Below are 23,111 nucleotides of genomic sequence, written 5' to 3'. Positions count from 1 at the left end.
CTCGTACGATTACTGTGACCTCTGCCGATGGCACTGCAAGTCATGATGTGACCATTACTATTGTGGGCGCTAATGACGGCCCTATCGCGGTCGATGATGAAATCAACGTCACAGAAGACACCGCCTTCACCTCAACAATAGAATTAGATGCCAATGATTTAGATGTCGATGGCGATGATCTGACCGTCACCGCGGGCACCTTTACCACGACCCAGGGCGGCACCATTGTTATCGCCGCCGATGGCAGTTACACCTATACACCGCCACTGAACTTTACTGGCGTCGATACCGTCGAATACACCGTCTCTGACGGCAGTCTCAGCGACATCGGCCTGCTCACCATCAATGTGGGCGAAGTGAACGATGCCCCTGTGATTAACAATTATCAAACTCAAATCAATGAATCTGTTGCAAATGGCACTGTGATTTATGATGTTGATGAAGCGACAACATCTAACGACACTGATATCGATGGTGATTCACTGACCTATACCTTTGTTTTATCTAATGGTTCAGAAAGCTTAACCAGTGAGAATAGTGCATTTATCATTGATCAAAATACTGGTGTAATCTCAGTAAATGACACTAACCAGATTAATTCTGAGCAGTCTTCTCAATTTAATTTAACAGTGAAAACCTCTGATGGTAGTTTAAGTGATACTGCAATTGTGACTATCGATTTAAACACTGTCGATGCTGTCGATGATGCTGTAGGGACCACTTTTTCAACCACTGCTGACTCATCCAACGGTTGGGTAAGTCCTACAAATGCTGATGGCGAAGCAGACTTTGTGATTAGCGCCAGAAATGCTGACGGCAGCACCGGAACACTGACTTATAATGATGGCACTAATCAATTAGGTGTGGATGGGTCTCCAAGATCCACAGACCAAATTACAAGTCAGATTGAGTATGATTCTGCATCAGGAACATCAGAAGCGATTGTCATTGATTTCAATGGCCTAGTTAATGAAGCAACCTTTAGTGTTTCTAGAATGTTTGCTGATGAAAATAGCGGTGAGCAAGGTACTTGGTACGCTTATTACAATGGTCAATTGGTCGCAACCGAAACCTTTTCAACAACTAGTGGCACAACCGGCACATTTACAATTAATACTGGCAACCTTGTATTTGACCAGCTGGTATTTGAAGCTGCACCAACTATTAGTGAAGTAAATGGAGGGCCAGATCTCACTGACTCCTCAGACTACTACTTAGACTCTGTCACTGTCACAGGGCCTGCACTGGTTGATGCTTATGTTGTTCAAGAGGATCAGATATTAACCATTAGTGATATCACAGAAGGTTTATTTGCTAATGATACTGATGCCCAAGGTCATAGCTTCAGTATTAGTCATGTCAATGGTTCGAGCTACACATATGGACAAGCAATCACGTTAACCAGTGGTGCTATCGTCACTATCAATGCTGATGGTACTTACAGCTATGATGTCAACGGTGCTTTTGATTCGTTAACTGCGGGAGAATTGGATACCGATACTTTCACATACACGATTACCGATCAATATGGTGCCGTAGATACTGCAACCGTTACCATTAATATCGTGGGGATTAATAATAACCCTGTATCAGGTAGCGATTCATTCTCAACGTCAGAAAGTGAGTTACTCACATTTACAACCAATGATTTAGTGAACAATGATACCGATGCTGAAAATGAGACTTTAACCATCAGTGGTTTTGCGCCTGATGCATCTGATACAAGTAAGATTGACGCTACCGAAGCGGGCGCCTCATTCACAACCACATTAGGTGGAACGATTACCATCAATGCTGATGGCACCTACAGCTACCAAGCGCCTAGCTTAGTACATAACTCTGGCGATGTTATTGTCGATACTTTCTATTATCAAGTCACTGATGGCACAGGCAATTCAAGCTGGACAGCGATAAATATTGATGTTGTTGATACAGCGCCAATTGCACTTGATGATGTTGATAGTATTGGTTTTGGTGGCACAGCCTATGGCAATGTCATCACTGGTGCTGGTACTGATGGCAGTGGAATAGATCAACTTGGTGCTGATGCTGCCTCAATTATAAGTTTCAATTTCCAAGGCACGACCTACTCCAATTTTGATCCTGATGGCAATATCACTATCTTAACCGACAAGGGTATTTTGATTGCCAACCAAGACGGTAGCTATACCTATGAGTCAACCCAAACTGACTCAATTGTTGAAAGCTTTAGTTTAAGTGATTTAACCCTCAATAATGGCATTTCACTAACTGGCATCGATAATGTTAACAATCTAGATTTAAACAACTTGGGCGATCCCGGCACGAATATTAGTGACAATGGAAGCCGTATAGGTGTAGGTGGTAGTTTAATTAACAACTCTGAGGCCTTGGTTATTGATTTAGGCAGCGGCAGCAACTTTACTGAAGCGACGATTGGATTAACCAATGTAGGTAATAATGACGAGGCTACTTGGACCGCTTATGCTGCCGATGGAACTACCATTGTCGCCACCGGAAGTACGACCGACAATAGTATCAACATCATTAGTAATACCGCATTCCAATTTATCGTTTTAACGTCTGCTGATGGCCGTTATGGTTTAAATAATTTATCCGTGTCATCCGCAGGTGACGGCGTGCCTATCAGCGAAGAATTCAGTTACATTCTCGAAGATATTGACGGAGATACTTCTGAAGCGACATTAACGGTAAACCAAGACTCTACTCCAATTGCAACAGCTGACAGTCAAACCGTTTCAGAAGCAGGGCTGGTTCAAGGTACAGAGGAAGGCAGTAATTCTCATATTGCTACGGGTAATTTATTCGACAATGACTCTGGCGTTAGTGCTTCGACTATCATTGCCAGCATTGAAGGCCAGAGCCCATCCGATGGCATCATTACAATCAATACCACTAATGGCACATTAACTGTCTATACCGAAGATGCAGTGGGTATACGTGCAGGTGATTATCAATATGAACTTAATAATACCAACAACACAGGCACTGATTTACTCGAAAACTTTAATTATATTATCGAGAATCGCAGTGGTGTTACCAGTGACGCTAATCTTGAAATAACCATTGTTGATGATATTCCTATTGCTAATGATATAACCCAAAACCTTCAAACAGTTTCAGCACCTGTTACCACCAATTTAACCTTTGTGCTCGATGTTTCTGGCAGTATGGGCAATCCGGCGGGCAATGGTAAAAGCTATCTTGAAACTGCAGTTGAGTCACTCACCGCACTGATTAAAGAAGTTGATCAAACAGGTAATGTCAATTTACAAATCATTACTTATTCAAGCGGGACCTCAAACTCTGGTTGGTTACTGGATGATATTGATGGCGCGATTAATTACTTAAACAGCTTAGTCGCAAATGGCGGTACTAACTACGCAGCAGCCATTAATACTGTTATGGATAGTGGAGATTTACCCACTGGCGCCGATCAAAACTTTGTTTACTTTATCTCTGACGGTGTACCATCATCTGGGCGAGAAGTAGATACGGACCAACAAACTGAATGGCAAACTTACGTTCAAGATAATTATGATATTTCTTTCGGAATCGGTATTGGCAATGCCAGCTTAGATGAGCTGCTGCCTATTGCTTACCCTGAAATAAATGGTAATGAAGAATATGCCATTGTCGTAGACGACGCAGACGACCTTACTACTACCATTCTTAACTATTTCGATAACAGTACGATTGTTGGAGACTTAGGCATCATAACGGGAGATAGCACCACTGGCGTATTAATCGGCGCCGATGGCGGCCGTGTTGATAGCATCACCTTAGGGGGTGCCACCTACAATTATGACCCTGCTAATCCTGAGCAAGTACTCACCACAAGTTTTGGCGGCACATTTACCATAGATTTTGAAACAGGCGTATATAACTACTTCATTGATGTTGATGAAAATATCCTCAATCAACAAGAAAACATAGACATTGAAGTCCTTGATAATGACGGAGATAGCAATTCACTCTCTTTGGTTATTGAACTTGATTACTATGCCGGACTTGATGCAAACGTAAATAATATCATTACTAATCAGGCTGATGGTTCAACACTCAGTATTGATACTGCCTATCTAACCCATGGAGACGCAACGCCAATTTCTGCGGCTATAACCTCCGTTGACGGTGGCGCGAGCTTATCCAATGGCGTCGTTACTGTAAATGCTGCCAATGATGGCGATAACTTTAACTATACCCTCGAGGGTAATGGCGCTACTGACAGTGCACAAGTAACAGTTGATTATCAAAACTCAACCACTCTTACAGGCACCCATGAAAACGATATCATCATGGCAAATGCCTCTAATAGCAGCCTAGATGGCGGCGCTGGCGACGATGTACTAATCGGTGGCAGTGGTAACGACTTGCTCATTGGCGGTGAAGGCGATGACCTGTTAATCGGTGGTTTAGGTGATGATTTACTCATTGGCGGCGAAGGTGATGATACTTACACCTGGTCAGCTAATGATATTGGCACCGACACCATTAGTGGTTTTGACATCAACGCTGACAAATTAGATTTGAGTGACTTATTGCAAGGGGAAGATACTGACACCCTAACAGACTTCTTAAGCATCTCTTTTGCTGATGGTAATACCACGATCACCATAGATGCCGATGACAACAATAGTGTTGATCAAGTCATTGTACTCGATGGGGTAGATTTATCTGATAATAGCAATTATGGCACCACTGATGAGGGTGTTGTTATTAGTGGTCTGTTAGCAGATGGGGCGTTAATTATTGACTCTGCTGCAGATGAAAGTGCTGCCGTAGCGAGTAATCAAGCTACAGGCATATTCCAGATACAAAGTGATGAAAATATTATTCCATAAATACAACACTTTGTTGGCGTCACGTTGTATCATAACGGCGCTAACAAGGTAGTTACTTTTATAACAATAATTCTAAAGGATAAGCATTAGGTGCCAGCAACTGCATCAAACAATCAAGAACAGTGGACTATTTCAGCGTCCCAACGGACCACTGTTGATCCATTACTTGATTGCTTAGTCTTAATGACTGAACATTTTGGTTCGCCATGCTCAAGTGACTCACTTGCGGCAGGCTTACCATTAACTGGCGCTAACATCACTCCAGATTTACTACCGCAAGCTGCCTCGCGTGGTGGTTTGTCAGCTAAATTAACCCGTAAAGATCTTAATCAAATATCAGCTATTTTACTGCCTTGTATTTTACTGCTTAAAGATAAAAAAGCCTGCATATTACATAGCCTTGATATCGATGCTGACAAAGCAACCATTCAATTACCCGAAACCGGTGGAGAAGAAGTTCTCACCATTGAAGAACTAGAAACCCTTTATGTGGGTTATCTATTTTTAGTTAAACAAGAGTTTCGTGGCGATAACAGCTTTGATGTTCACATTCACGATAATAGTACTCACTGGTTACTACAAAGCATTAAAGACTCAGCACCCATCTATCGAGATGCCCTGATTGCATCTGTGCTAGTTAACTTATTCGCATTGGTATCACCATTATTCATCATGAATGTATACGATAAAGTGGTACCGAATTTAGCCTTTGAGTCATTATGGGTACTCGCCATTGGCGCAGGGATTGCCTATTTATTTGATCTTATTTTACGTCAGTTACGCAGCTACTTAATTGATGTTGCAGGTAAAAAAGTCGATATCATTGTTTCTTCAAAATTATTTGCCAAAGCAATTGGGATTCCACTATCAAAACGCTCCCCTAGCGTGGGCGGCATGGCAAGGCAATTAAGTGAATTTGACAGTATTCGAGAAATTTTAACCTCTGCAACCATCACCACCTTAGTGGACCTTCCGTTCGCCCTACTGTTTGTCACCATTATTTATATTGTTGCCGGTGACCTAGCGGTTATCCCAGTTCTTGGGGGGATTATCATTATCGGCTTTACGTTCTACATCCAACCAAAACTTAAGGCCGCAATTGAAGAAAGTAACCGCTTTTCAAGCCTCAAGCACGGCCATTTGATTGAAAGCTTAACGGCATTAGAGTCCATTAAAGCTAATGGCGCAGAAGGCCTAGTACAAAAAAGTTGGCAGCAGATGATAGGCCACACCGCTAACTGGCAGCTTAAATCTAAAAAACTCACTAATGCCGTCAGTAATGTGGCTAACTTTATTGTGCAGCTTACCGTCGTCTGCGTGGTGATCCTTGGGGTGTATCGGGTGGCTGATAATGCTATCTCAATGGGCGGCATTATCGCAGCGGTGATGCTTTCAAGCCGCGCGATCTCACCGATGGCGCAACTTGCAGGGCTAATTACTCGAGGCAACCAAACAGCAAGCTCGCTACGCCAACTTGACGAGGTAATGAACCAAGAAGAAGAGTTTGAAAACAAAGGCCATTTGGTTAGCAAACAGCGCTTACAAGGTAAAATTGATGCTGACAACATCGCTTTCAGCTTTCCTGAAGCCGAAAGACCTGTGCTACATCCGCTTTCCGTCCACATAAAACCCGGTGAGCGTATTGCTATTATCGGCCGTAATGGCTCAGGCAAAAGTACCTTAGCAAAACTGTTAGTTGGCTTGTATAAACCCACTCAAGGCAGCCTGCGTTACGATGGCTTAGATGCGGGTCAAATTCACCCCAGTGATTTACGTAAAAATTTCGGCTATTTGCCCCAAGATGTGACCCTTTTTCATGGTTCTATTAAAGATAATATTCTTTTTGGCACCCGTCAGGTGACAGAGCATCAACTTATTCGTGCAGTGCAGCTTTCTGGGGTCAGTATGTTTACTAACCTTGAGTCTGAAGGTTTAGATCAGCAAGTAGGTGAAGGCGGCTTGTCATTAAGCCGAGGGCAACGTCAAACCGTTGCATTAGCAAGAGCAACCTTAAATGATCCGCCCATCTTATTAATGGATGAACCAACAGCCAGTTTAGATGCTCGCGCTGAAAAACAGTTTATTCGCTCAATGGAGCATGTCAGTAAAGACCGCACTTTATTACTGATCACCCATAAGATGCACTTATTACGTTTAGTTGATCGCATTATCGTACTTGATAAGGGCCATATTGTTGCCGATGGCCCCAAAGATCGCGTGCTTGAAAAACTCAATAATGGCTTACTTGCAGGAGGGCGCAGTTAATGACTAACAAGCTCTCTAACCATGATTTAGACATGGTCGATGATGTTTATGGTGCCATGATGACCGAGTCACCACGTGGTCATCACCTAATCATTTGGTCAATTGCGGCCATGTTTATCTGCTTCTTTATTTGGGCCTATTTTTCTGAATTAGATCAGGTAACTTCAGGAATGGGCAAAGTTATCCCCTCTTCCCAAGTGCAACTCATTGATAGTTTGGATGGTGGCGTACTACAAGAAATCTATGTCCAAGAAGGCATGATAGTCACCAAAGGTCAGCCATTAGTCAAAATTGATGACATTCGCTTCCGCTCAGATTTTGCTCAACAAGAACAAGAGGTTTATAGCTTACAAACTAATGTGATCCGCCTGCGAACCGAGCTAGATAGTATTGTTATTTCTGACATGTCTTCAAACTGGCGCGAGCAAGTTAAAATCACGAAGCAGCCATTAGTTTTTCCTGATGAGATTATCAATGATGAGCCTAACTTAGTTAAAAACCAACAAGCTGAATACAGCGGCCGTTTAGATAATCTCAGCAATCAGTTAGAAATTTTGGTGCGCCAAATTCAGCAGCGCCAACAAGAAACTGAAGAGTTAAGCTCTAAAATTATCACCCTAACCAAAAGCTATCAGCTGATTTCACGGGAATTAGAACTCACTAAACCCCTAGCACAAAAAGGTATCGTTCCAGAAGTTGAGCTATTAAAACTTGAACGTACTGTTAATGACATTCAAGGTGAGCTTAAAACCTTACGTCTACTGCGGCCTAAATTAAAAGCCACTATGGATGAAGCTATCCTTAAACGCCGTGAGGCGGTATTTGTTTACGCTGCTGATTTACGCGCCCAATTAAATGAAATGCAAACTAAGCTATCTAGGATGAACCAAGCGCAAATAGGCGCGTTCGATAAGATCAGCAAAGCCATTATTACCTCACCCGTTAACGGCACCATTAAAACCTTACATATGAATACCTTAGGGGGTGTGGTACAACCAGGTGAAGAGATTATTGAAATTGTGCCATCAGAAGATCAGCTACTGATTGAGACTAAGATAACCCCACAAGATATTGCATTTTTACACCCAGGATTACCCGCAATCGTCAAAGTGACCGCTTATGACTTTACCCGCTACGGCGGCCTCAAAGGCACCGTAGAGCACATTAGTGCCGATACCAGTTTAGATGAAGAAGGCAACAGCTTTTATACCATCCGAGTACGAACCAAAGAATCAAATTTGATAAAAAAAGATGGCACACAGATGCCAATTATTCCGGGAATGCTTACCTCAGTAGACGTAATAACCGGACAAAGAACAATCCTTGAGTATATTTTAAACCCTATTTTAAGGGCTAAAGAAACTGCACTTCGAGAGAATTAAACAAAAAACCTGGAGGGTTTTTTACATGAAATTGAATATAACCCAGTGTCGTAAGTTAAGTATTTTGGCATTGGCAATGTCTGCATTTTTTGCAGTACCTACTCTAAACGCGCAATCGTTAGAACAAGCTGTCGCCCATACTTTGGATACTAATCCAGAGTTGCGTATTGCCTTTAATCGCTTTAAAGCCCGTGAGGAGCAAGTTAATCAAGCTGTGGCAGGTTATATGCCAACAGTTGATTTAACCGGCGCCTATGGTTGGGAGCAAACGGACAGCCCCTCAACCCGACGTAAAAGCCAGCCTGGTAACGATAATTTAGATGATGGCGTTATGGAGCTCGAACGTGGTGAAGCAGGTTTTAGCATCAAACAGATGTTATTTGACGGCTTCTATACCAGCAGTGAAGTTGATCGCTACTCATTTGAAGCCAGTGCTGAACAGTGGGCATTATTTGCCGCTGCTGAAGATATCGCTTTAGAAGTAAGTAAGGTTTACACCAATTACATTAAAGCTGAGCAGCTATTAGTGTTATCGGAAAAAAACCTCCGAAGTCATGAAGAAATATACGACCAAATTAAGCAGCGCACCGAATCAGGCTTAGGCTCCATTGCTGATTTATCGCAAATATCAGGTCGATTAGCTCGTGCTAACGCTAATGTTATGGCAGCTAAAAATAACCTATTAGATGCGAAAGCACAGTATATTCGTATTGTCGAAAAAGAACCTGATAACTTAGTTGCACCAGTGCCAGATATGGATTTGATGCCTGATAATATCGCTGAAAGCGTGCTGATGGCCCAAGAAAATCATCCGATCCTTAAATCTGCCAATAGCGATATTAACGCCGCAGATAAAGAACGAAAATCAGCGCAGTCAAATTACTATCCAAAGTTCTCATTAGAATTAAATGGTAATTGGAATAATGATGTAGATGGTGAAGATGGTTACGGCACTGGCAGTGCTCTCAACCCTAATGTCGGCGGCCATAATAACGATTTAGTCGGCATGGTACGAGTTAAATACAACCTTTTCTCAGGTGGTAAAGATCTCGCACGGGAAAAGGAAGCTGCTTACAAAATCAATGAGGCCAAAGAAATTCGTCAACGGGCACATCGCCAAGTTATTGAAGGGGTGCATTTATCTTGGAATGCTTATGAGATGCTAGCACCGCAAAAACGCTATATTCGCGACCATGTGATTGCCTCTAAAGATACCCAAGTAGCTTATTCTCAACAGTTTAATTTAGGCCAACGTAGCTTGCTGGATTTACTCGATACTGAAAATGAGCTGTTTCAAGCCCGTAAAGATTACCTGCAAACTGAGTTTGACGAAACGGCGGCAAAATATCGGCTGCTAAATGCAACGGGTAGATTGCTTGACTCGTTGCGGGTCACACGTCCAGATATTTGGCAAGGTGAACGTGATTATGAAGGTGGAGTAAGATGATGAAATATTTGTTTTTGCTACTTGTAATAAGCTTAGCGACTGGCTGTTCGATGCGAGACATTGTCACTATGGATACGGCCACGCAACAAGAGTTTGATCTTAATGATAATGATAATGACGGTGTGATTATGGCCCGTGAGCGCTGCTTAGAAACGGTCATTGGTGCTGATATCGACAATTATGGCTGCGCCACCGTAAGCAAAATTAATGAGCGCCAGGAGTTACACATTCTGTTTGAAAATGACTCAGCAGACATTAACCCACGCTTTTATCAGCAAATTGAACAAATTGCGCAATTAATGAAGCTGTACCCTAGCACCAATGTCACCATTGAAGGCCATTGCAGTAAAACCGGTAGCTATGAGCATAATCTACACTTATCTCAAGCCAGAGCACAAAACGTTACCCAAATATTAGCTGACACTTTTGCTATTAATCCGTCAAGGCTCAATGCCATTGGCTATAGCTACGATAGACCTATTGATGAATCTGACTCAGCCGAGGCTAATGAGGCTAACCGCCGGGTTATTGCTGAAGTGACTGGCGATGATTCAAAAACAGATATGAAGTGGCACATTTATACTGTTGATCAGTAAAAATTGTCATTGAGGTGCTAACAGTTGCCTGATAATGGCCGTTCGAGGTTAGAACGTATAAAACAATGTTGTCATTATTCACTGCTAGCATCTGCTTTGATGGTATCGGGGCTTTTTGCCGCGCCACCAGCGCAAATTGATGCAAAAAAAACCATTAATGCTTTAACTGATCATTACGGTGAAAGAGCTGGAAAACGCGCCACAGCTTGGTTCAAAATCATCAATGAAGCACCGCAACTTGATGAGCTTGCCAGGCTAGAAAAGGTTAACCGTTTCTTTAACTTATTTAAGTTTGTTGACGATAAAGCCTTATGGGGCGAGTCTAATTATTGGGCTTCTCCGATGGAGTTTATTGGGGTCAATGCTGGTGATTGCGAAGATTTTTCTATCGCTAAATACTTTACCTTACTCCAAGTTGGTATACCTGAAGATAAACTCAGAATTACCATGGTAAAAGCCAAAACAGTAAACCAGTACCACATGGTGCTAGCTTACTATGAAACACCAGGCGCGGTACCACTGGTTTTAGACAATCTAGACCCGATAATAAAACCCGCGACAATGAGAAATGATTTAATACCTGTTTATAGTTTTAATGGTAAACAGTTATGGCTCAACAAAGAAAAAGGCCGAGGTGTGCTTGCTGGCTCCTCGTCACGTCTTGAAAAATGGAATGATTTAAAACTTAGATTGGGTATCGACCGCTTGCGTCAACCCAAACAAAAAATGGAGCAGTGACCAAGATGACCCTCTTTCGTCAAATCTATGCGTTACTTTTTGGTTTATTTTTACTGGTGGTGATCAGCTTAGGTTACGTGCAGTTTACTGAGACCCAAAGTTTCTTGAGTAAGCAGATGGAATCAGATTTAAATAATGCCAGTCATTCCCTTGGTATTATGCTCGTCCCTGCCCTTGAAAATGGTGATGATGTTGGCGCAGAAACCCTAGTCAATGTGATATTTGAAGGCGGTTATTACCAGCAAATTAAACTCACTTGGCTGGTTGATGGTAAGCAACAAGTGTGGAATAACGCCATCAGAATCGACGGTGTACCGCAGTGGTTTATTGACCTTGAGCTATTTAAAAGCATCACCAAAGAGACTGTCTTAACCTCAGGCTGGCTGCAATTAGCTAAAATAGAAATTACCGCTCACCCTGGGTTTGGCTACCATGAACTGTGGCGGATTATTTCTAATACCATTATCATTTTTTCCATTCTATTTTTATTGGCTATCGTCTGCGCTCGCTTTGGCTTAGGCTTTATTTTAAAACCGTTACACGACCTTTCAATTCATGCAAAAAAAGTGGCTAATCAGCAGTTTGGACCTGATATGCCAATGCCTAAAACTAAAGAGCTGCAAGAGTTAGTAAGTGCATTTAATAGCATGTCGGCACAACTTAAACAGGTATTTAACTCACTGGATGAAGAAGTCTCAGCCCTACGTAAGAAAAACCTCGTCGATCAGGTTTCAGGGCTGCCAAATCGACAATATATGGTCAGTCGAATTAATGGCTGGTTAGCAGAGCCTAGCAGTGGAGCAATATTCTTAGCCAAATTTGACTGGTTAGAAACAGTGCACAGTAAATATGGTTATCAAGTACGTGATGAAACCATTAAATTGCTGTCACAAAAGCTGCAGCACCATTTAGATGAGGTAGCACCTTCTGTTATTGGCCGTATTGCCGCCTATGAATTTGCTTTTTTGATCGCCGATGTTGAACATGAACAGCTAACTAAATACTTACAAACCTTACTCAGAACCCTTAATAAGGAAATATCAAAAGCAGGTTGTAAGCCCAACGAAGGCTTTGCGATTGGTGTTGCAGAGCGCATTGGTCAAATGACCGTCAGTGATATTTTAGCCCAAGCTGACAATGCACTGCAGCAGTCACTAAAAGACAATAAAGTGTTTCATTGGTTTGAAACCGACGAACAACAATTATTTAGCCGTGAGCAATGGCGCACTAATCTCACCGATGCGATTCGAAATAAAAAATTCCAGTTCAGATGGCAGCCTATTTTGCTCAATCGCAAAAAAGAGGTATGCCAGCGGGAAGTTTACTGCCAACTTACCGTCGACGACAAATTGCAACACGCAGGTCAATTTATGCCTTATGTTGAGTTATTGTCATTAGGCACCTTGCTGGATCAATGTTTAATTGAAACTGTGGTAGAAAACCGACTTTTAGAGCGAAATTATGAGCCACTCGCTATTAACCTCACCTTTCAAAGTATTAGTGATATTCATTTTCACACTTGGTTGCAGCAGTTTTTACGTCATTGCAATTTCCCTGAAAGGATCTGTTTTGATATACCTGAAGCCAGTGTTTATAGTGATTTAGAAAACTGTGAAAAGTTATGCCATATTATTCGTGATAACGGGGCAACATTTGGTATTGATCATTTCGGCCGTCAATTTGGTTCAATGGCCTATTTACAAAGCCTGCGCCCAAGTTATGTCAAACTGGATCAATCCTTTGCCTATATGGAAGATGACCAACACAATATTGAGCTATGTAGAGCCTTATCGAATGTGGCCAAAGGCTTAGATATTCAAGTCATAGTCACCGGAATACAGCAGCAAACACAGTTAGAACGTTTTGCCTCCATGCGACTTGATGCTTACCAAGGCTTTATTTCACCGCCGGTTTCCATCAACATTTAATTTATCAGCCAATAAGGTAATTCATACCCAAAAAACCACATGCAAATGTGGTTTTTTATTATCTGTAACCTGCATTAATGTATAACAAACCCAGCGATGCTAACTAAACGTACCAACCATTGAGGTAACAAGGGAGTAGCTAAAGGGGATGATGCTGCACAAGGAGTTTATTTGAAATACAAAAAAGCCACTCATTGAGTGGCTTTTTTGTTAAATGTGGTCGGTGATAGAGGATTCGAACCTCTGACCCTCTCGTCCCAAACGAGATGCGCTACCGGGCTGCGCTAATCACCGAAATTTTTACTGATATTCTAAGTCTTATAAGGTCAACCCTTTGCTTCACTCTAAAAGAGTGAGTGACGCGTTATCAACAACGCTATTCACTGAATGTAACTTTTTATACGGTAGGCCAATCTGATAGGATCAAAATAAATCACTAATTGGAATACTAAAATTTGGTCGGTGATAGAGGATTCGAACCTCTGACCCTCTCGTCCCAAACGAGATGCGCTACCGGGCTGCGCTAATCACCGAAGATGTTGCAATTACGACACTTCTAAAAGAAGTTAAATTGAATGGGGTGACTGATGGGGCTCGAACCCACGACAACCGGAATCACAATCCGGGGCTCTACCAACTGAGCTACAATCACCACTGACCTTTCAATTTTGCTAACAAGCTACTGTACCGAATGGTGCGCCCAGAAGGATTCGAACCTTCGGCCTTACCCTCCGGAGGGGTACGCTCTATCCAGCTGAGCTATGGGCGCTCGCCTTGGTTAGCGACGCACATAATAGGGATAAATCAGCTTCACGTCTACCTTTGTTTTTAATTTTTTTTCTGTTTGCTCATGTTTTGACTGAATTGGGATATTTTTGAGCATTTTTAATTATAAACTCATGTTGGTTCACATTATTGGTTAAGTTTCATATACTGAAACGTCAGTAAAAAGTCTTAAAGGAATTAAGGGCGTGCTATGGAAAAGGGAACCTTCCCCATATTTAGTTCAGATAATGTTGAGCACCTCAAAAGAAGAGTGTCACGACTAAGGCGTTTGCTAAGCAAATACAAACGTGCTGAAGTAATCCAAAATGCATTACTGGAAATTTCCAACATTGCCACTAACGCCATCTCCCTTGATGCTTTTTATCATGGCGTTCACTCTCACCTGCAAAAACTTATCCACGCTGATAACTTCTTTATTGCTGAACTCGATACCGACAGCAGTATTATTAGCTTGCCTTTTTTTGCCGATGAAAAAGATCCCCATCCAAGTGAGCTTTATCCCGATGAAGAAATATCAGCGCTGCTCAAACGGGGGATTACTGGCTACGTACTGAGAACTGGCGAGCCATTATTGTGTGATGATCAAGGTTTTGAGTCACTGGTAAAAGCAGGCGAAATAGATGACTTAGGTTCAGCCTGCCTGCAATGGTTAGGGGTACCAATTAAGCATAATGATAAGGTCACTGGCGTATTAGTTGTTCAAAGCTACAGTGATGACATCATATATGGTGAATTAGAATTAGAATTAATGGGCTTTATTTGCCACCATATCTCTGGGGTAATGGAACGTTTGCGTCATAATGAAGAGCTCGAAATTGCCATTGTGCAGCGAACTAAAGAGCTCAGTGATGCCTACGAAAAAGTAAAACAAGAGGTACAAGAGCGCGTAAAAGCTGAAAAGTTGCAATCAGCACTGTTTCAAATTGCAGATCTGTCGACCTCTGATGTTAGCCAATCTGTATTCTATCCACAGATCCACAAAATCATCAGCCAACTTATTCCTGCAGAAAATTGTTTTATCTCTTTAGTTAATAAAGCAAGCAATACGCTTTCTTTCCCCTTTTATGTCTCTAAGATGGCTTCAGAGCCGCCTAAGCCTCGTCCAATGCAAGATGGGCTAACAGAATATATTCTTAAGCATAAAAAGCCGCTACTGCTGCGCCAGCAAGATATTCAAGCATTAATTAAAGCCGGTGACATCTACGGCCATAATCCAGACTTAAACCACACTCACGCAATGGTGCAATGGATTGGTATTCCATTATTTATCCACGGTGAAGTCACCGGTGGGTTAACGATATACAGCTTAAGCGATAACGACTCTTTTGCGGTTAAAGATCTTGAGTTACTGACCTTTGTGTCACAACACATTGCCAATGCCATAGAAAAGAAATTAGCCGCAGAGCAGCTAAAAAGAAGTCATGAATTATTAGAAGACAAAGTCCAAAAGCGCACCCATGCTATCGCTGAAATGAATGACAATTTGCAGCGACAAATTATGCAGCGTAAAAAGATCGAAGCCCAATTAGTCTTTGATGCCAAACATGATAATTTAACCGGCTTACCCAATCGTAGCTTCTTTATGGAGCGCTTATCCCAAACCATTAAACATCTTAGGCGTAATAAAAATGAACAATGTGCATTATTGTTTATCGACTTAGATGGCTTTAAACAAATTAACGATACTTTAGGTCATTTAGAAGGGGATCGATTTTTAATTGAAACCTCAAAAAGATTAAAAGCGTGTATCCGTGATAACGATACCCTTGCACGTTTAGGCGGTGATGAATTTGTGATACTGCTAGACTCAATTCATCGTAAACAAGATGCTGAAGATGTCAGTGAACGCATACTTAAAGCCATCGCTCAGCCGTTTACATTAACCAGCCAACAGGTAATCTCCGGCGCTAGTATTGGCGTGGCTTATAGCGCAAAGAACACCTCCTATGACAGCGAGTCTATTTTACGTCATGCTGACACTGCTATGTATCAGGCAAAAGCCAAAGGTAAAGGTTGTTATGTGGTGTTTGATCAGCACATTGAGCAACACTTTAATCAAAGAGTGGAATTAGAGCAGGACTTCCAGCAGGCATTAGAAAATCACCATATAAATGTTAATTTAATCCCCGTGGTCGATTTTGATGGTCTGAGCATTTTGGCTTATGAGCCCATAGCCTCTTGGCAACACGCTACACATGGTAGTATCAGTCACCAACAACTGCAGTCATTGGCGAGTAAAACCCAAACTATCACCATTTTTGATGACTATATATTTAAATATATCGATAGTGGCTATAAGGCGTTAACTGACACCCTGGGCCACGCGCCACAAATTCACATGTCACTATCAAGCAAGCATATTAAGTTGAAATACGACTTACGAAGCTTAAAAAACACCATCAAAAATAGCCAAATCAGTCCAAGCCATTTATGGGTGTTTTTCCATGAAAAAGCCTTCGTTAAAGACCGAAAAAACCATATCACGGCCTTTGATACTTTAACTGAGCTTGAGGTTAATATCGGCATTAATGGTTATGGCACAGGTTATAGCTCGTTAAGCAGCCTCAGCTTTTTGCCAATAAAAGCCCTTAAACTGGATGCTGATGCAAGCCAACATTTACTGAATAGCAAACAATTGCAATTGGCTAAAGCATATTGCCTCATTGCATCGACCTTAGGGTTTGAAATGTTTGCTGATGGAGTTAATACTGACGAACAACTCACAGCGTTACGACAGCTGGGGTACTACCAAGGTCAAGGGCGCTTATTCTCTGCTAACGACATCTGTATAAAAACGCAGTTAGAGAAAATAGCTGACACCCAACAAGGAGCGGAGTGTCAGTTAGCTAAGCTTACTTCTTAAACATATCTCGCAAGTTAGCGATATTGCTTTTACCGGTTTGCAGCCTTTCTTGCTCAGTTTGCTTTGGTTTACGGTTTTCCCAAATCAAGTCATCTTGAGGCAGTTCCATCAAAAAACGGCTTGGCTCACAGCGCATGGTTTCACCAAACTGGCGCCGTTCTCGACACATAGTAAACCATAACTCTTTCTGTGCTCGGGTGATCCCCACATAAGCGAGTCGGCGCTCTTCATCGACATTGTCTTCATCAATACTCGACTGATGCGGCAAGATGCGCTCTTCGGTGCCCACCATAAACACATAAGGGTATTCGAGGCCTTTCGATGCATGTAGGGTCATCAGCTGTACTTGATCGCCGCCTTCATCCTCTTGGTTACGTTCCATCATGTCACGCAAGGTCAAACGGGTAACGACTTCAGGTAAGGTCATTGGTTCGTCCAAATCATCACCTTCAAGCATTTGAGTCACCCATTTATACAGCTCTGAAATATTCTTCATCCGCATTTCAGCTGCTTTAGCGCTGGTGCTGGTTTCATACAAATAATCTTCGTAGTTAATTTTACGAATAAGCTGCTTAATGGCGTCTACCGGTTCACCGCGGCTAGCCACTTCGCCGGTATCGACTATGAATTTACCAAACTGATATAACGACCCCATTGCCGCTGGCGACAGATGATGGTTTAGCTCAGCTTGAAAAATCGCTTCAAATAACGAGATGTGCTTTTCATTGGCATAACTGCCTAAACGCTCCAGTGTTGCAGGGCCAATACCACGTTTAGGAAGGTTAACAACCCTTAGGAAGGCATTATCATCATCTGGATTCACCACCAAGCGCAGGTAAGCCATAATGTCTTTAATTTCTGCGCGTGCAAAAAACGAAGTGCCACCTGAAAGCTTATAAGGAATGCGGTTAGTCATTAATGCACGTTCTAATAACCGCGATTGATGGTTACCCCGATACAAGATGGCATAATCACCAAACTGAGTACGGCCAACGAATTTGTGACGAATAATCTCCGCTACCACCCGCTCTGCTTCTTGCTCTTCATTGGCAGCAAATAGCACCCTAAGCGGCTCACCGTAGGCTAGCTCACTGAATAAGGTTTTTTCATACACATGGGGGTTATTAGCAATTAAGATATTGGCCGCACGTAAAATACGTTGGCTAGAGCGATAATTTTGCTCTAGCTTAATCAAGCGCAGTTGCGGAAAATCTTTCCCTAGTAACACCAAATTTTGCGGTTTAGCACCACGCCATGAATAAATCGATTGATCGTCATCACCTACCACGGTAAATCGCGCACGCTCGCCAACTAACAGCTTCACCAGCTCATATTGGCTAGTATTAGTATCTTGATACTCATCCACCAGCAAGTATTGAATACGGGTCTGCCAGCGGGTTCTTACTTCTTCATTATGACGCAACAATAACGTCGGCAATAAAATCAGATCGTCAAAATCCAGCGCATTGTAGGCTTTCATTTGCTGGGCATAGCGCTGATAAAGCTTGGCAAATAATTGAGTTTGTTCGTCACCGCCACGTTTGAGCGCTTGATCAGGTACGACTAAATCACCTTTCCAGTTTGAAATGGCGCTAGCAAGCGCTTTGATGAGGTCTTTATCTTCTTCAAGCTCATCTTCTGTGAGCTCTTTTAATAATGCAAAGGTGTCTTGGTCATCAAACAGTGAGAAGCCAGCTTTTAAGCCCACCACTTTATATTCACGTTTAAGAATTTCTAAGCCTAAGGTATGGAAGGTTGAAATCCACAAACCGCGAGCTTCTTTACGCCCCATTGACTGCGATACACGCTCTTTCATCTCACGGGCGGCTTTATTGGTAAAGGTCACGGCAGCAATATTGCGCGCCTTGTAGCCACACTTTTCAACTAAGTATGCAATTTTGTTAATAATTACCCGAGTTTTACCACTACCCGCCCCCGCTAAAACCAAGCAAGGTCCAGAAACATAGTGAACGGCATCATTTTGCCCAGGATTTAACTTCATGCTAACTAGATCACCAATAACGAAAATAAAAGGATCGTGATCATACCAGAAACCGCCAAGCTGCAATTAAAAATATCGATCGTTATGGTATTTTCGATCGTAATACTAAAAGTGACAAATGAAGCAGCAAACAATGGTGATTGCTTTGGAAAACGCCTCCGCCTCAGGTACAATCGAGCTAACAAACAGCTAATTTTAATATGGAATTGATAATGATTAATCCTAAAAAACTTGAAGAAGTTGCCAAGCAACTGAGTGATAATCTTCCTAGTGGCGTAAAGCAATTTGCCGGTGAATTTGAAGAACGTTCAAAGCAAATTCTACAAAACCAATTAATGAAATTAGATGTGGTCTCTCGCGAAGAGTTTGAAGTTCAGCAACACGTGTTATTAAAAACCCGTGAAAAGCTTGAAGCACTGCAAGCCCAAGTGGATGAATTAGAGAAAAAGTTCTCAGCTGAGTAGAAAATCGCTGGTATTTTCAGCCATCACCATGGCTAAAAAGCAATAAAAATGGCATCCAATTGGATGCCATTTTTGTATAACATTTACATCAACCTGCTTAGTTCAGCGCTTCTTCTAAAGCACGTAAACACAAGGCAACATTTTCGCGTCTTGCGCCGTAGCCCATCAAACCAATGCGCCATGCTTTACCCGCTAATGCCCCAAGGCCCGCACCGATTTCTAAATTATAGTTTTCCAGCAACTGTTTACGCACTGCAGCGTCATCAACACCTTCAGGGATAAACACCGCATTGAGTTGTGGTAAACGGCACGCTTCATCAACAACAAAAGTAAGCCCTAGTTTTTCAAGGCCGGCACGCAGTAACTGATGCATATCAGCATGACGTTGCCATGCGTTTTCTAAGCCTTCATTGGCCAAAATACGTAATGACTCATGCAGTGCATAAAGGGCATTTACAGGCGCGGTATGATGATAGCTGCGTTTTGCGCCACTATCTTTACTCCCCCAATAACCCATTACCAAGGTTTGATCGAGGAACCAACTTTGAACAGGTGTTTTACGTTGCTTTAATTTCTCAACCGCTTTGGCTGAAAAAGACACTGGCGAAATCCCAGGCACGCATGATAAACACTTTTGGCTACCTGAATAGATGGCATCAATGCCCCAATCATCCACTCGTAACTCAACGCCGCCCAGTGATGTCACCGCATCGACAATGCTTAAGCAATCATGTTGCTGCGCTAATGCGCATAAGCTTTTAGCATCAGATACTGCGCCAGTAGAGGTTTCAGCATGGACAAAGGCTAAGAATTTGGCATCAGGGTTGGCTTGCAGCGCTGCTTCTACCGCTGATACTGAAACAGGTTCGCCCCATTCGTTATCAACCACAATCGCAGTCGCGCCAACGCGCTCAACATTCTGGCGCATACGCTCGCCAAACACCCCGTTACGACAGACGATGACTTTTTCACCTGGCTCAACCAGGTTTACAAAACAGGTTTCCATACCAGCGCTACCTGGCGCAGACACAGCTAGGGTCATTTCATTTTCAGTTTGAAATGCATATTGAATCAGCGCTTTTAGCTCATCCATCATGGCGACGAATAAAGGGTCTAAATGACCAATGGTGGGTTTTGCTTGCGCAGCAAGCACTTCAGGATAGACATCTGAAGGCCCTGGCCCCATAAGGGTGCGGCGAGGTGGATTAAAGGCACTAATTTTTGTTACAACATTAGATGGTACAGATAACATCAAAGTCTCCTTGGCTAGGTCTCACTATTTTATTTTAAAATATTATTGGTCAAATAATTACCCTACATAGAAGTATTAATTACAACCCACAAGTATTTTCTCGTTTAGGCTGTCACTGATGAGAACTGAGTCGGTTATTGAGCCTCACGAGTAAAAGCACCATAACATACCGACATAGCAAAAGGTGATGCCATAGATAACTTTTATTCATTTACATTAACGTTCACTACTTTAACTAATCAGAAATAGAGACTGATAAATTTAAAAAATACATATAACGATGCCTAAAAAAATTCAACTATAATCACTATAAGTGAAGCCTTAATATTAATTTAATTTAATTCATTTATATATTATCTGCTTAAGTTCAGCCAACTGAGGATGATTTTCATTTTAAATTAATAAACCACCTATCCAACATAATTAAATCACTAATTAGATAAAGTGCAATTACTATATTGAATTCGATAAAACTCCTGCAATTCTAAAATAAGTTGTTTAAGGTTTGCACGCATAAATTCTCGTGTTCTATAAACTAAATATAAATCTTGATGTTGATAAAATTGATAGTCAAACAGCTCGACTAACGAGCCAGATTTAAAATAATGATTTAGCTGGCTACCAGGAAGAGAAGCAACGCCCATTCCTTTAATTGCTAGCGTTGCAGCAACATCTATTGAGTCGGTAGAAATAGCGGGAGTGATCTTAGACCCCCCTTGATCCCCAGTTTTCGAATGCCAGAGCCAACTTTTTTCATTCTTATTTACTGCAGAATTAACAATACATTGATGTTTAACTAAGTCATCAGGATGTTTAGGTAGCCCATTAATACGAACGTAGTCAGGAGATGCACAAAAGTAACGCTTAAACTTGTGAACCTTTTTCGCTATTAAAGCTATATCATCAGGCAATACAGGTGAAACCATTAAGTCGCAGCCTTCCATCGTCACCATCTCCTTCGGGCTTTTTGTTACTAAACTTAGGTAGGTATTTGGATGGCGCTTACTATAATCTTCGATAAAACTCTCACTAAGCCAACGCGCCATAGGATGGACTAATCCCAATACAATATGGCCTTTAGTGTCATTTATGTCACTTGATATTTCATCTCTAACTGAATCATGTTCAGCTAAAATGCAATCTGCTGATTGTAAGAATCTTACCCCTTGCGGTGTCAGTTCAACTTTGCCACCACTGCGATGTAATAGTTTTACTGAAAGCTCGTCTTCTAATTGCTTAATCCGTCGGCTTAATGCTGGCTGACTAATATCCAATATAAGTGCTGCTTGAGTAATGCTCATATAATGCGTCACTGATTTAAACATTCTCAAACTCTCTATATCCATAAAAACCCTCACAAAGTTAAAAAATTATAAAAAGCACTCCCCAGTTAACATAAACACACCAAAACGAGATATATCTCAAAATTTTTAATTCAACATTTGCATAGCGGCAATGCAATTAACAATAAGCGGATACTTTTTATTATTCATACCATATCACTCAAGCATAATAATTAACAAAAATAGTGATTTAAAATATGAATAATAAGAGATTGATCATGCTTGGTATGGCTACCTTAAGCATTACACCACAGGTCACAGTCGCAGCTGAAAATGCACACTGGCTACCAACACTTTATGGTAGCACCCAAGCTCAGGTACGATACCAAAGCAATGAAAGCTTAAATGCGCAAATAGCCGAAGCCAACCTTGGCCTTAAAGGTTTATATAAAAATGATGGCTTGAAAGTGTTTTATAACACTCGGTTGCAATACTCAGATAACTTTACCGATACCAGCACCTTTAATGATATTGAGTTGATTGATGCCAATATGTTTATCGCCTATAAAAACTATGGTGGTGTTTTTGTCGGTGAAGGCACTACTGGAACCTGGAAAGATCTTTATTCAAAAGTGGACATCCATGCCAGTAACAATATGGAAATCTCAAGTGGTGGCAATTTATTTGAAGCGGCTAAATATGGTCATAATCAATTGGCCTATGCGACACCTAAAATCTCAGGCGACTTTGGCACTCTTTGGTTCAAGGCCGCCGTTATCACTCCCAATCAACACAATGATACTGATATCGATATTTTCGGCCTCCGCGCCTTATATCACGGTGAAAATTACAACCTGATCATCAACCGTGCACAAATCGATAAAAAAGTATTCGGCAGTGTTGATGAAAACTGTGTTCGCTGGACTATAGCTGCAGATTACCAGTGGGATAATGTCACCCTTGCCGCCCTTGCTGAACTGACTGAAAGCTCGCCAAGTCAAGCAAAAAGCGTTTACTCAGCTGCACTAACATATAACTACAATAACATTGATTTCGGTATCAGCTTTCAAACTAAAAGCTGGGAAGATGAAGCGCAAAACCCGGATCAAAACTTAACTATTGCCAGCATTAAATATCACTTCAGTGACAATATCACCTTGTATACCGAAGCGGCACTCTACAAAGAGCAACCTGTCGATATCAATCCAAATGATGCCCATGATGACAACGTCAACATTGGTTTCATCTTCCATTTCTGAGG

13 protein-coding genes and 4 tRNA genes are annotated in these 23,111 nt (G+C 41.8%); 10 read left to right on the top strand and 7 right to left on the bottom strand.

Annotation, left to right across the window (positions count from 1 at the left end):
* From Q4591_RS16665 to Q4591_RS16635, 7 genes are all read left to right on the top strand, one after another.
* Nucleotides 1-4,844, top strand: a 4,844-nt coding sequence (locus Q4591_RS16665) for an Ig-like domain-containing protein (RefSeq protein WP_303461978.1), incomplete at its 5' end; no start/stop codon positions are given.
* 90 nt (nt 4,845-4,934) lie between these two features.
* A complete protein-coding gene (locus tag Q4591_RS16660; protein ID WP_102519698.1) occupies nt 4,935-7,109 on the top strand; it encodes a type I secretion system permease/ATPase in 2,175 nt (724 codons plus the stop codon).
* The gene (locus tag Q4591_RS16655) at nt 7,109-8,491 is read left to right on the top strand and encodes an HlyD family type I secretion periplasmic adaptor subunit (RefSeq protein WP_102439728.1); all 1,383 of its coding nucleotides are present in this window, start codon (nt 7,109-7,111) and stop codon (nt 8,489-8,491) included. Before Q4591_RS16660 ends, Q4591_RS16655 begins: the two co-directional genes overlap by 1 nt.
* A 25-nt stretch (nt 8,492-8,516) precedes the next feature.
* Complete coding sequence (locus Q4591_RS16650) at nt 8,517-9,938, top strand: TolC family outer membrane protein (RefSeq protein WP_102439729.1); 1,422 nt, start codon at nt 8,517-8,519, stop codon at nt 9,936-9,938.
* The gene (locus tag Q4591_RS16645; RefSeq protein WP_102439735.1) at nt 9,938-10,534 is read left to right on the top strand and encodes an OmpA family protein; all 597 of its coding nucleotides are present in this window, start codon (nt 9,938-9,940) and stop codon (nt 10,532-10,534) included. The genes Q4591_RS16650 and Q4591_RS16645 overlap by 1 nt, the downstream gene beginning before the upstream one ends.
* Nucleotides 10,535-10,633: 99 nt before the next feature.
* Nucleotides 10,634-11,272 (top strand): transglutaminase-like cysteine peptidase, encoded by a 639-nt coding sequence (locus Q4591_RS16640; protein ID WP_303461980.1) that lies wholly within the window; start codon nt 10,634-10,636, stop codon nt 11,270-11,272.
* A 5-nt stretch (nt 11,273-11,277) separates the two neighbouring features.
* Nucleotides 11,278-13,200 (top strand): EAL domain-containing protein, encoded by a 1,923-nt coding sequence (locus tag Q4591_RS16635; protein ID WP_102439731.1) that lies wholly within the window; start codon nt 11,278-11,280, stop codon nt 13,198-13,200.
* Between the two features lie 217 nt (nt 13,201-13,417).
* Here Q4591_RS16635 and Q4591_RS16630 read toward each other — a convergent pair.
* The 4 genes from Q4591_RS16630 to Q4591_RS16615 form a co-directional block, all read right to left on the bottom strand.
* Nucleotides 13,418-13,494, bottom strand: a tRNA-Pro gene (locus Q4591_RS16630).
* A 162-nt stretch (nt 13,495-13,656) separates the two neighbouring features.
* Nucleotides 13,657-13,733 (bottom strand) — tRNA-Pro (locus tag Q4591_RS16625).
* Nucleotides 13,734-13,776: 43 nt separating this feature from the next.
* Nucleotides 13,777-13,852: transfer RNA gene (locus tag Q4591_RS16620), tRNA-His, on the bottom strand.
* 40 nt (nt 13,853-13,892) lie between these two features.
* A tRNA-Arg gene (locus Q4591_RS16615) sits at nt 13,893-13,969 on the bottom strand.
* A gap of 207 nt (nt 13,970-14,176) precedes the next feature.
* Here Q4591_RS16615 and Q4591_RS16610 point away from each other — a divergent pair.
* Nucleotides 14,177-16,849 carry a diguanylate cyclase gene (locus tag Q4591_RS16610; protein ID WP_102439732.1) on the top strand — a complete coding sequence of 891 codons (2,673 nt, stop codon included), beginning with the start codon at nt 14,177-14,179 and terminating at the stop codon, nt 16,847-16,849.
* Here Q4591_RS16610 and rep read toward each other — a convergent pair.
* Nucleotides 16,839-18,851 carry a DNA helicase Rep gene (rep, locus tag Q4591_RS16605; RefSeq protein ID WP_102439733.1) on the bottom strand — a complete coding sequence of 671 codons (2,013 nt, stop codon included), beginning with the start codon at nt 18,849-18,851 and terminating at the stop codon, nt 16,839-16,841. The two genes, Q4591_RS16610 and rep, sit on opposite strands and share 11 nt — an antisense overlap.
* Nucleotides 18,852-19,063: 212 nt before the next feature.
* Here rep and Q4591_RS16600 point away from each other — a divergent pair, with 212 nt between their 5' ends.
* Nucleotides 19,064-19,315: an accessory factor UbiK family protein gene (locus Q4591_RS16600; RefSeq protein WP_076541888.1), complete on the top strand. Its 252-nt coding sequence runs from the start codon at nt 19,064-19,066 to the stop codon at nt 19,313-19,315.
* A gap of 97 nt (nt 19,316-19,412) precedes the next feature.
* On the opposite strand, the gene Q4591_RS16595 is transcribed toward Q4591_RS16600, so the two are convergent.
* Complete coding sequence (locus tag Q4591_RS16595; RefSeq protein WP_303461974.1) at nt 19,413-20,567, bottom strand: alanine--glyoxylate aminotransferase family protein; 1,155 nt, start codon at nt 20,565-20,567, stop codon at nt 19,413-19,415.
* A gap of 431 nt (nt 20,568-20,998) precedes the next feature.
* The gene (locus Q4591_RS16590; RefSeq protein WP_303461972.1) at nt 20,999-21,892 is read right to left on the bottom strand and encodes a LysR family transcriptional regulator; all 894 of its coding nucleotides are present in this window, start codon (nt 21,890-21,892) and stop codon (nt 20,999-21,001) included.
* Nucleotides 21,893-22,107: 215 nt separating this feature from the next.
* On the opposite strand from Q4591_RS16590, the gene Q4591_RS16585 reads away from it, so the two are divergent.
* On the top strand, nt 22,108-23,109 hold the full coding sequence (locus tag Q4591_RS16585; protein ID WP_303461970.1) for a porin: 1,002 nt from the start codon (nt 22,108-22,110) through the stop codon (nt 23,107-23,109).
* Nucleotides 23,110-23,111 lie beyond the last annotated feature (2 nt).

The organism is Shewanella sp. 3_MG-2023 (assembly GCF_030548765.1).
Lineage (GTDB): Bacteria > Pseudomonadota > Gammaproteobacteria > Enterobacterales > Shewanellaceae > Shewanella.
Note: the sequence above shows the minus strand (reverse complement) of the source record. Positions and strands in the feature narration are given on the sequence as shown.

Coding starts and splice junctions, on each gene's coding strand:
- Q4591_RS16655 (WP_102439728.1), top strand. CDS start 7,109: ATGACTAACAAGCTCTCTAACCATGATTTAGACATGGTCGATGATGTT.
- Q4591_RS16650 (WP_102439729.1), top strand. CDS start 8,517: ATGAAATTGAATATAACCCAGTGTCGTAAGTTAAGTATTTTGGCATTG.
- Q4591_RS16645 (WP_102439735.1), top strand. CDS start 9,938: ATGAAATATTTGTTTTTGCTACTTGTAATAAGCTTAGCGACTGGCTGT.
- Q4591_RS16640 (WP_303461980.1), top strand. CDS start 10,634: ATGGTATCGGGGCTTTTTGCCGCGCCACCAGCGCAAATTGATGCAAAA.
- Q4591_RS16635 (WP_102439731.1), top strand. CDS start 11,278: ATGACCCTCTTTCGTCAAATCTATGCGTTACTTTTTGGTTTATTTTTA.
- Q4591_RS16610 (WP_102439732.1), top strand. CDS start 14,177: ATGGAAAAGGGAACCTTCCCCATATTTAGTTCAGATAATGTTGAGCAC.
- rep (WP_102439733.1), bottom strand. CDS start 18,851: ATGAAGTTAAATCCTGGGCAAAATGATGCCGTTCACTATGTTTCTGGA.
- Q4591_RS16600 (WP_076541888.1), top strand. CDS start 19,064: ATGATTAATCCTAAAAAACTTGAAGAAGTTGCCAAGCAACTGAGTGAT.
- Q4591_RS16595 (WP_303461974.1), bottom strand. CDS start 20,567: ATGTTATCTGTACCATCTAATGTTGTAACAAAAATTAGTGCCTTTAAT.
- Q4591_RS16590 (WP_303461972.1), bottom strand. CDS start 21,892: ATGTTTAAATCAGTGACGCATTATATGAGCATTACTCAAGCAGCACTT.
- Q4591_RS16585 (WP_303461970.1), top strand. CDS start 22,108: ATGAATAATAAGAGATTGATCATGCTTGGTATGGCTACCTTAAGCATT.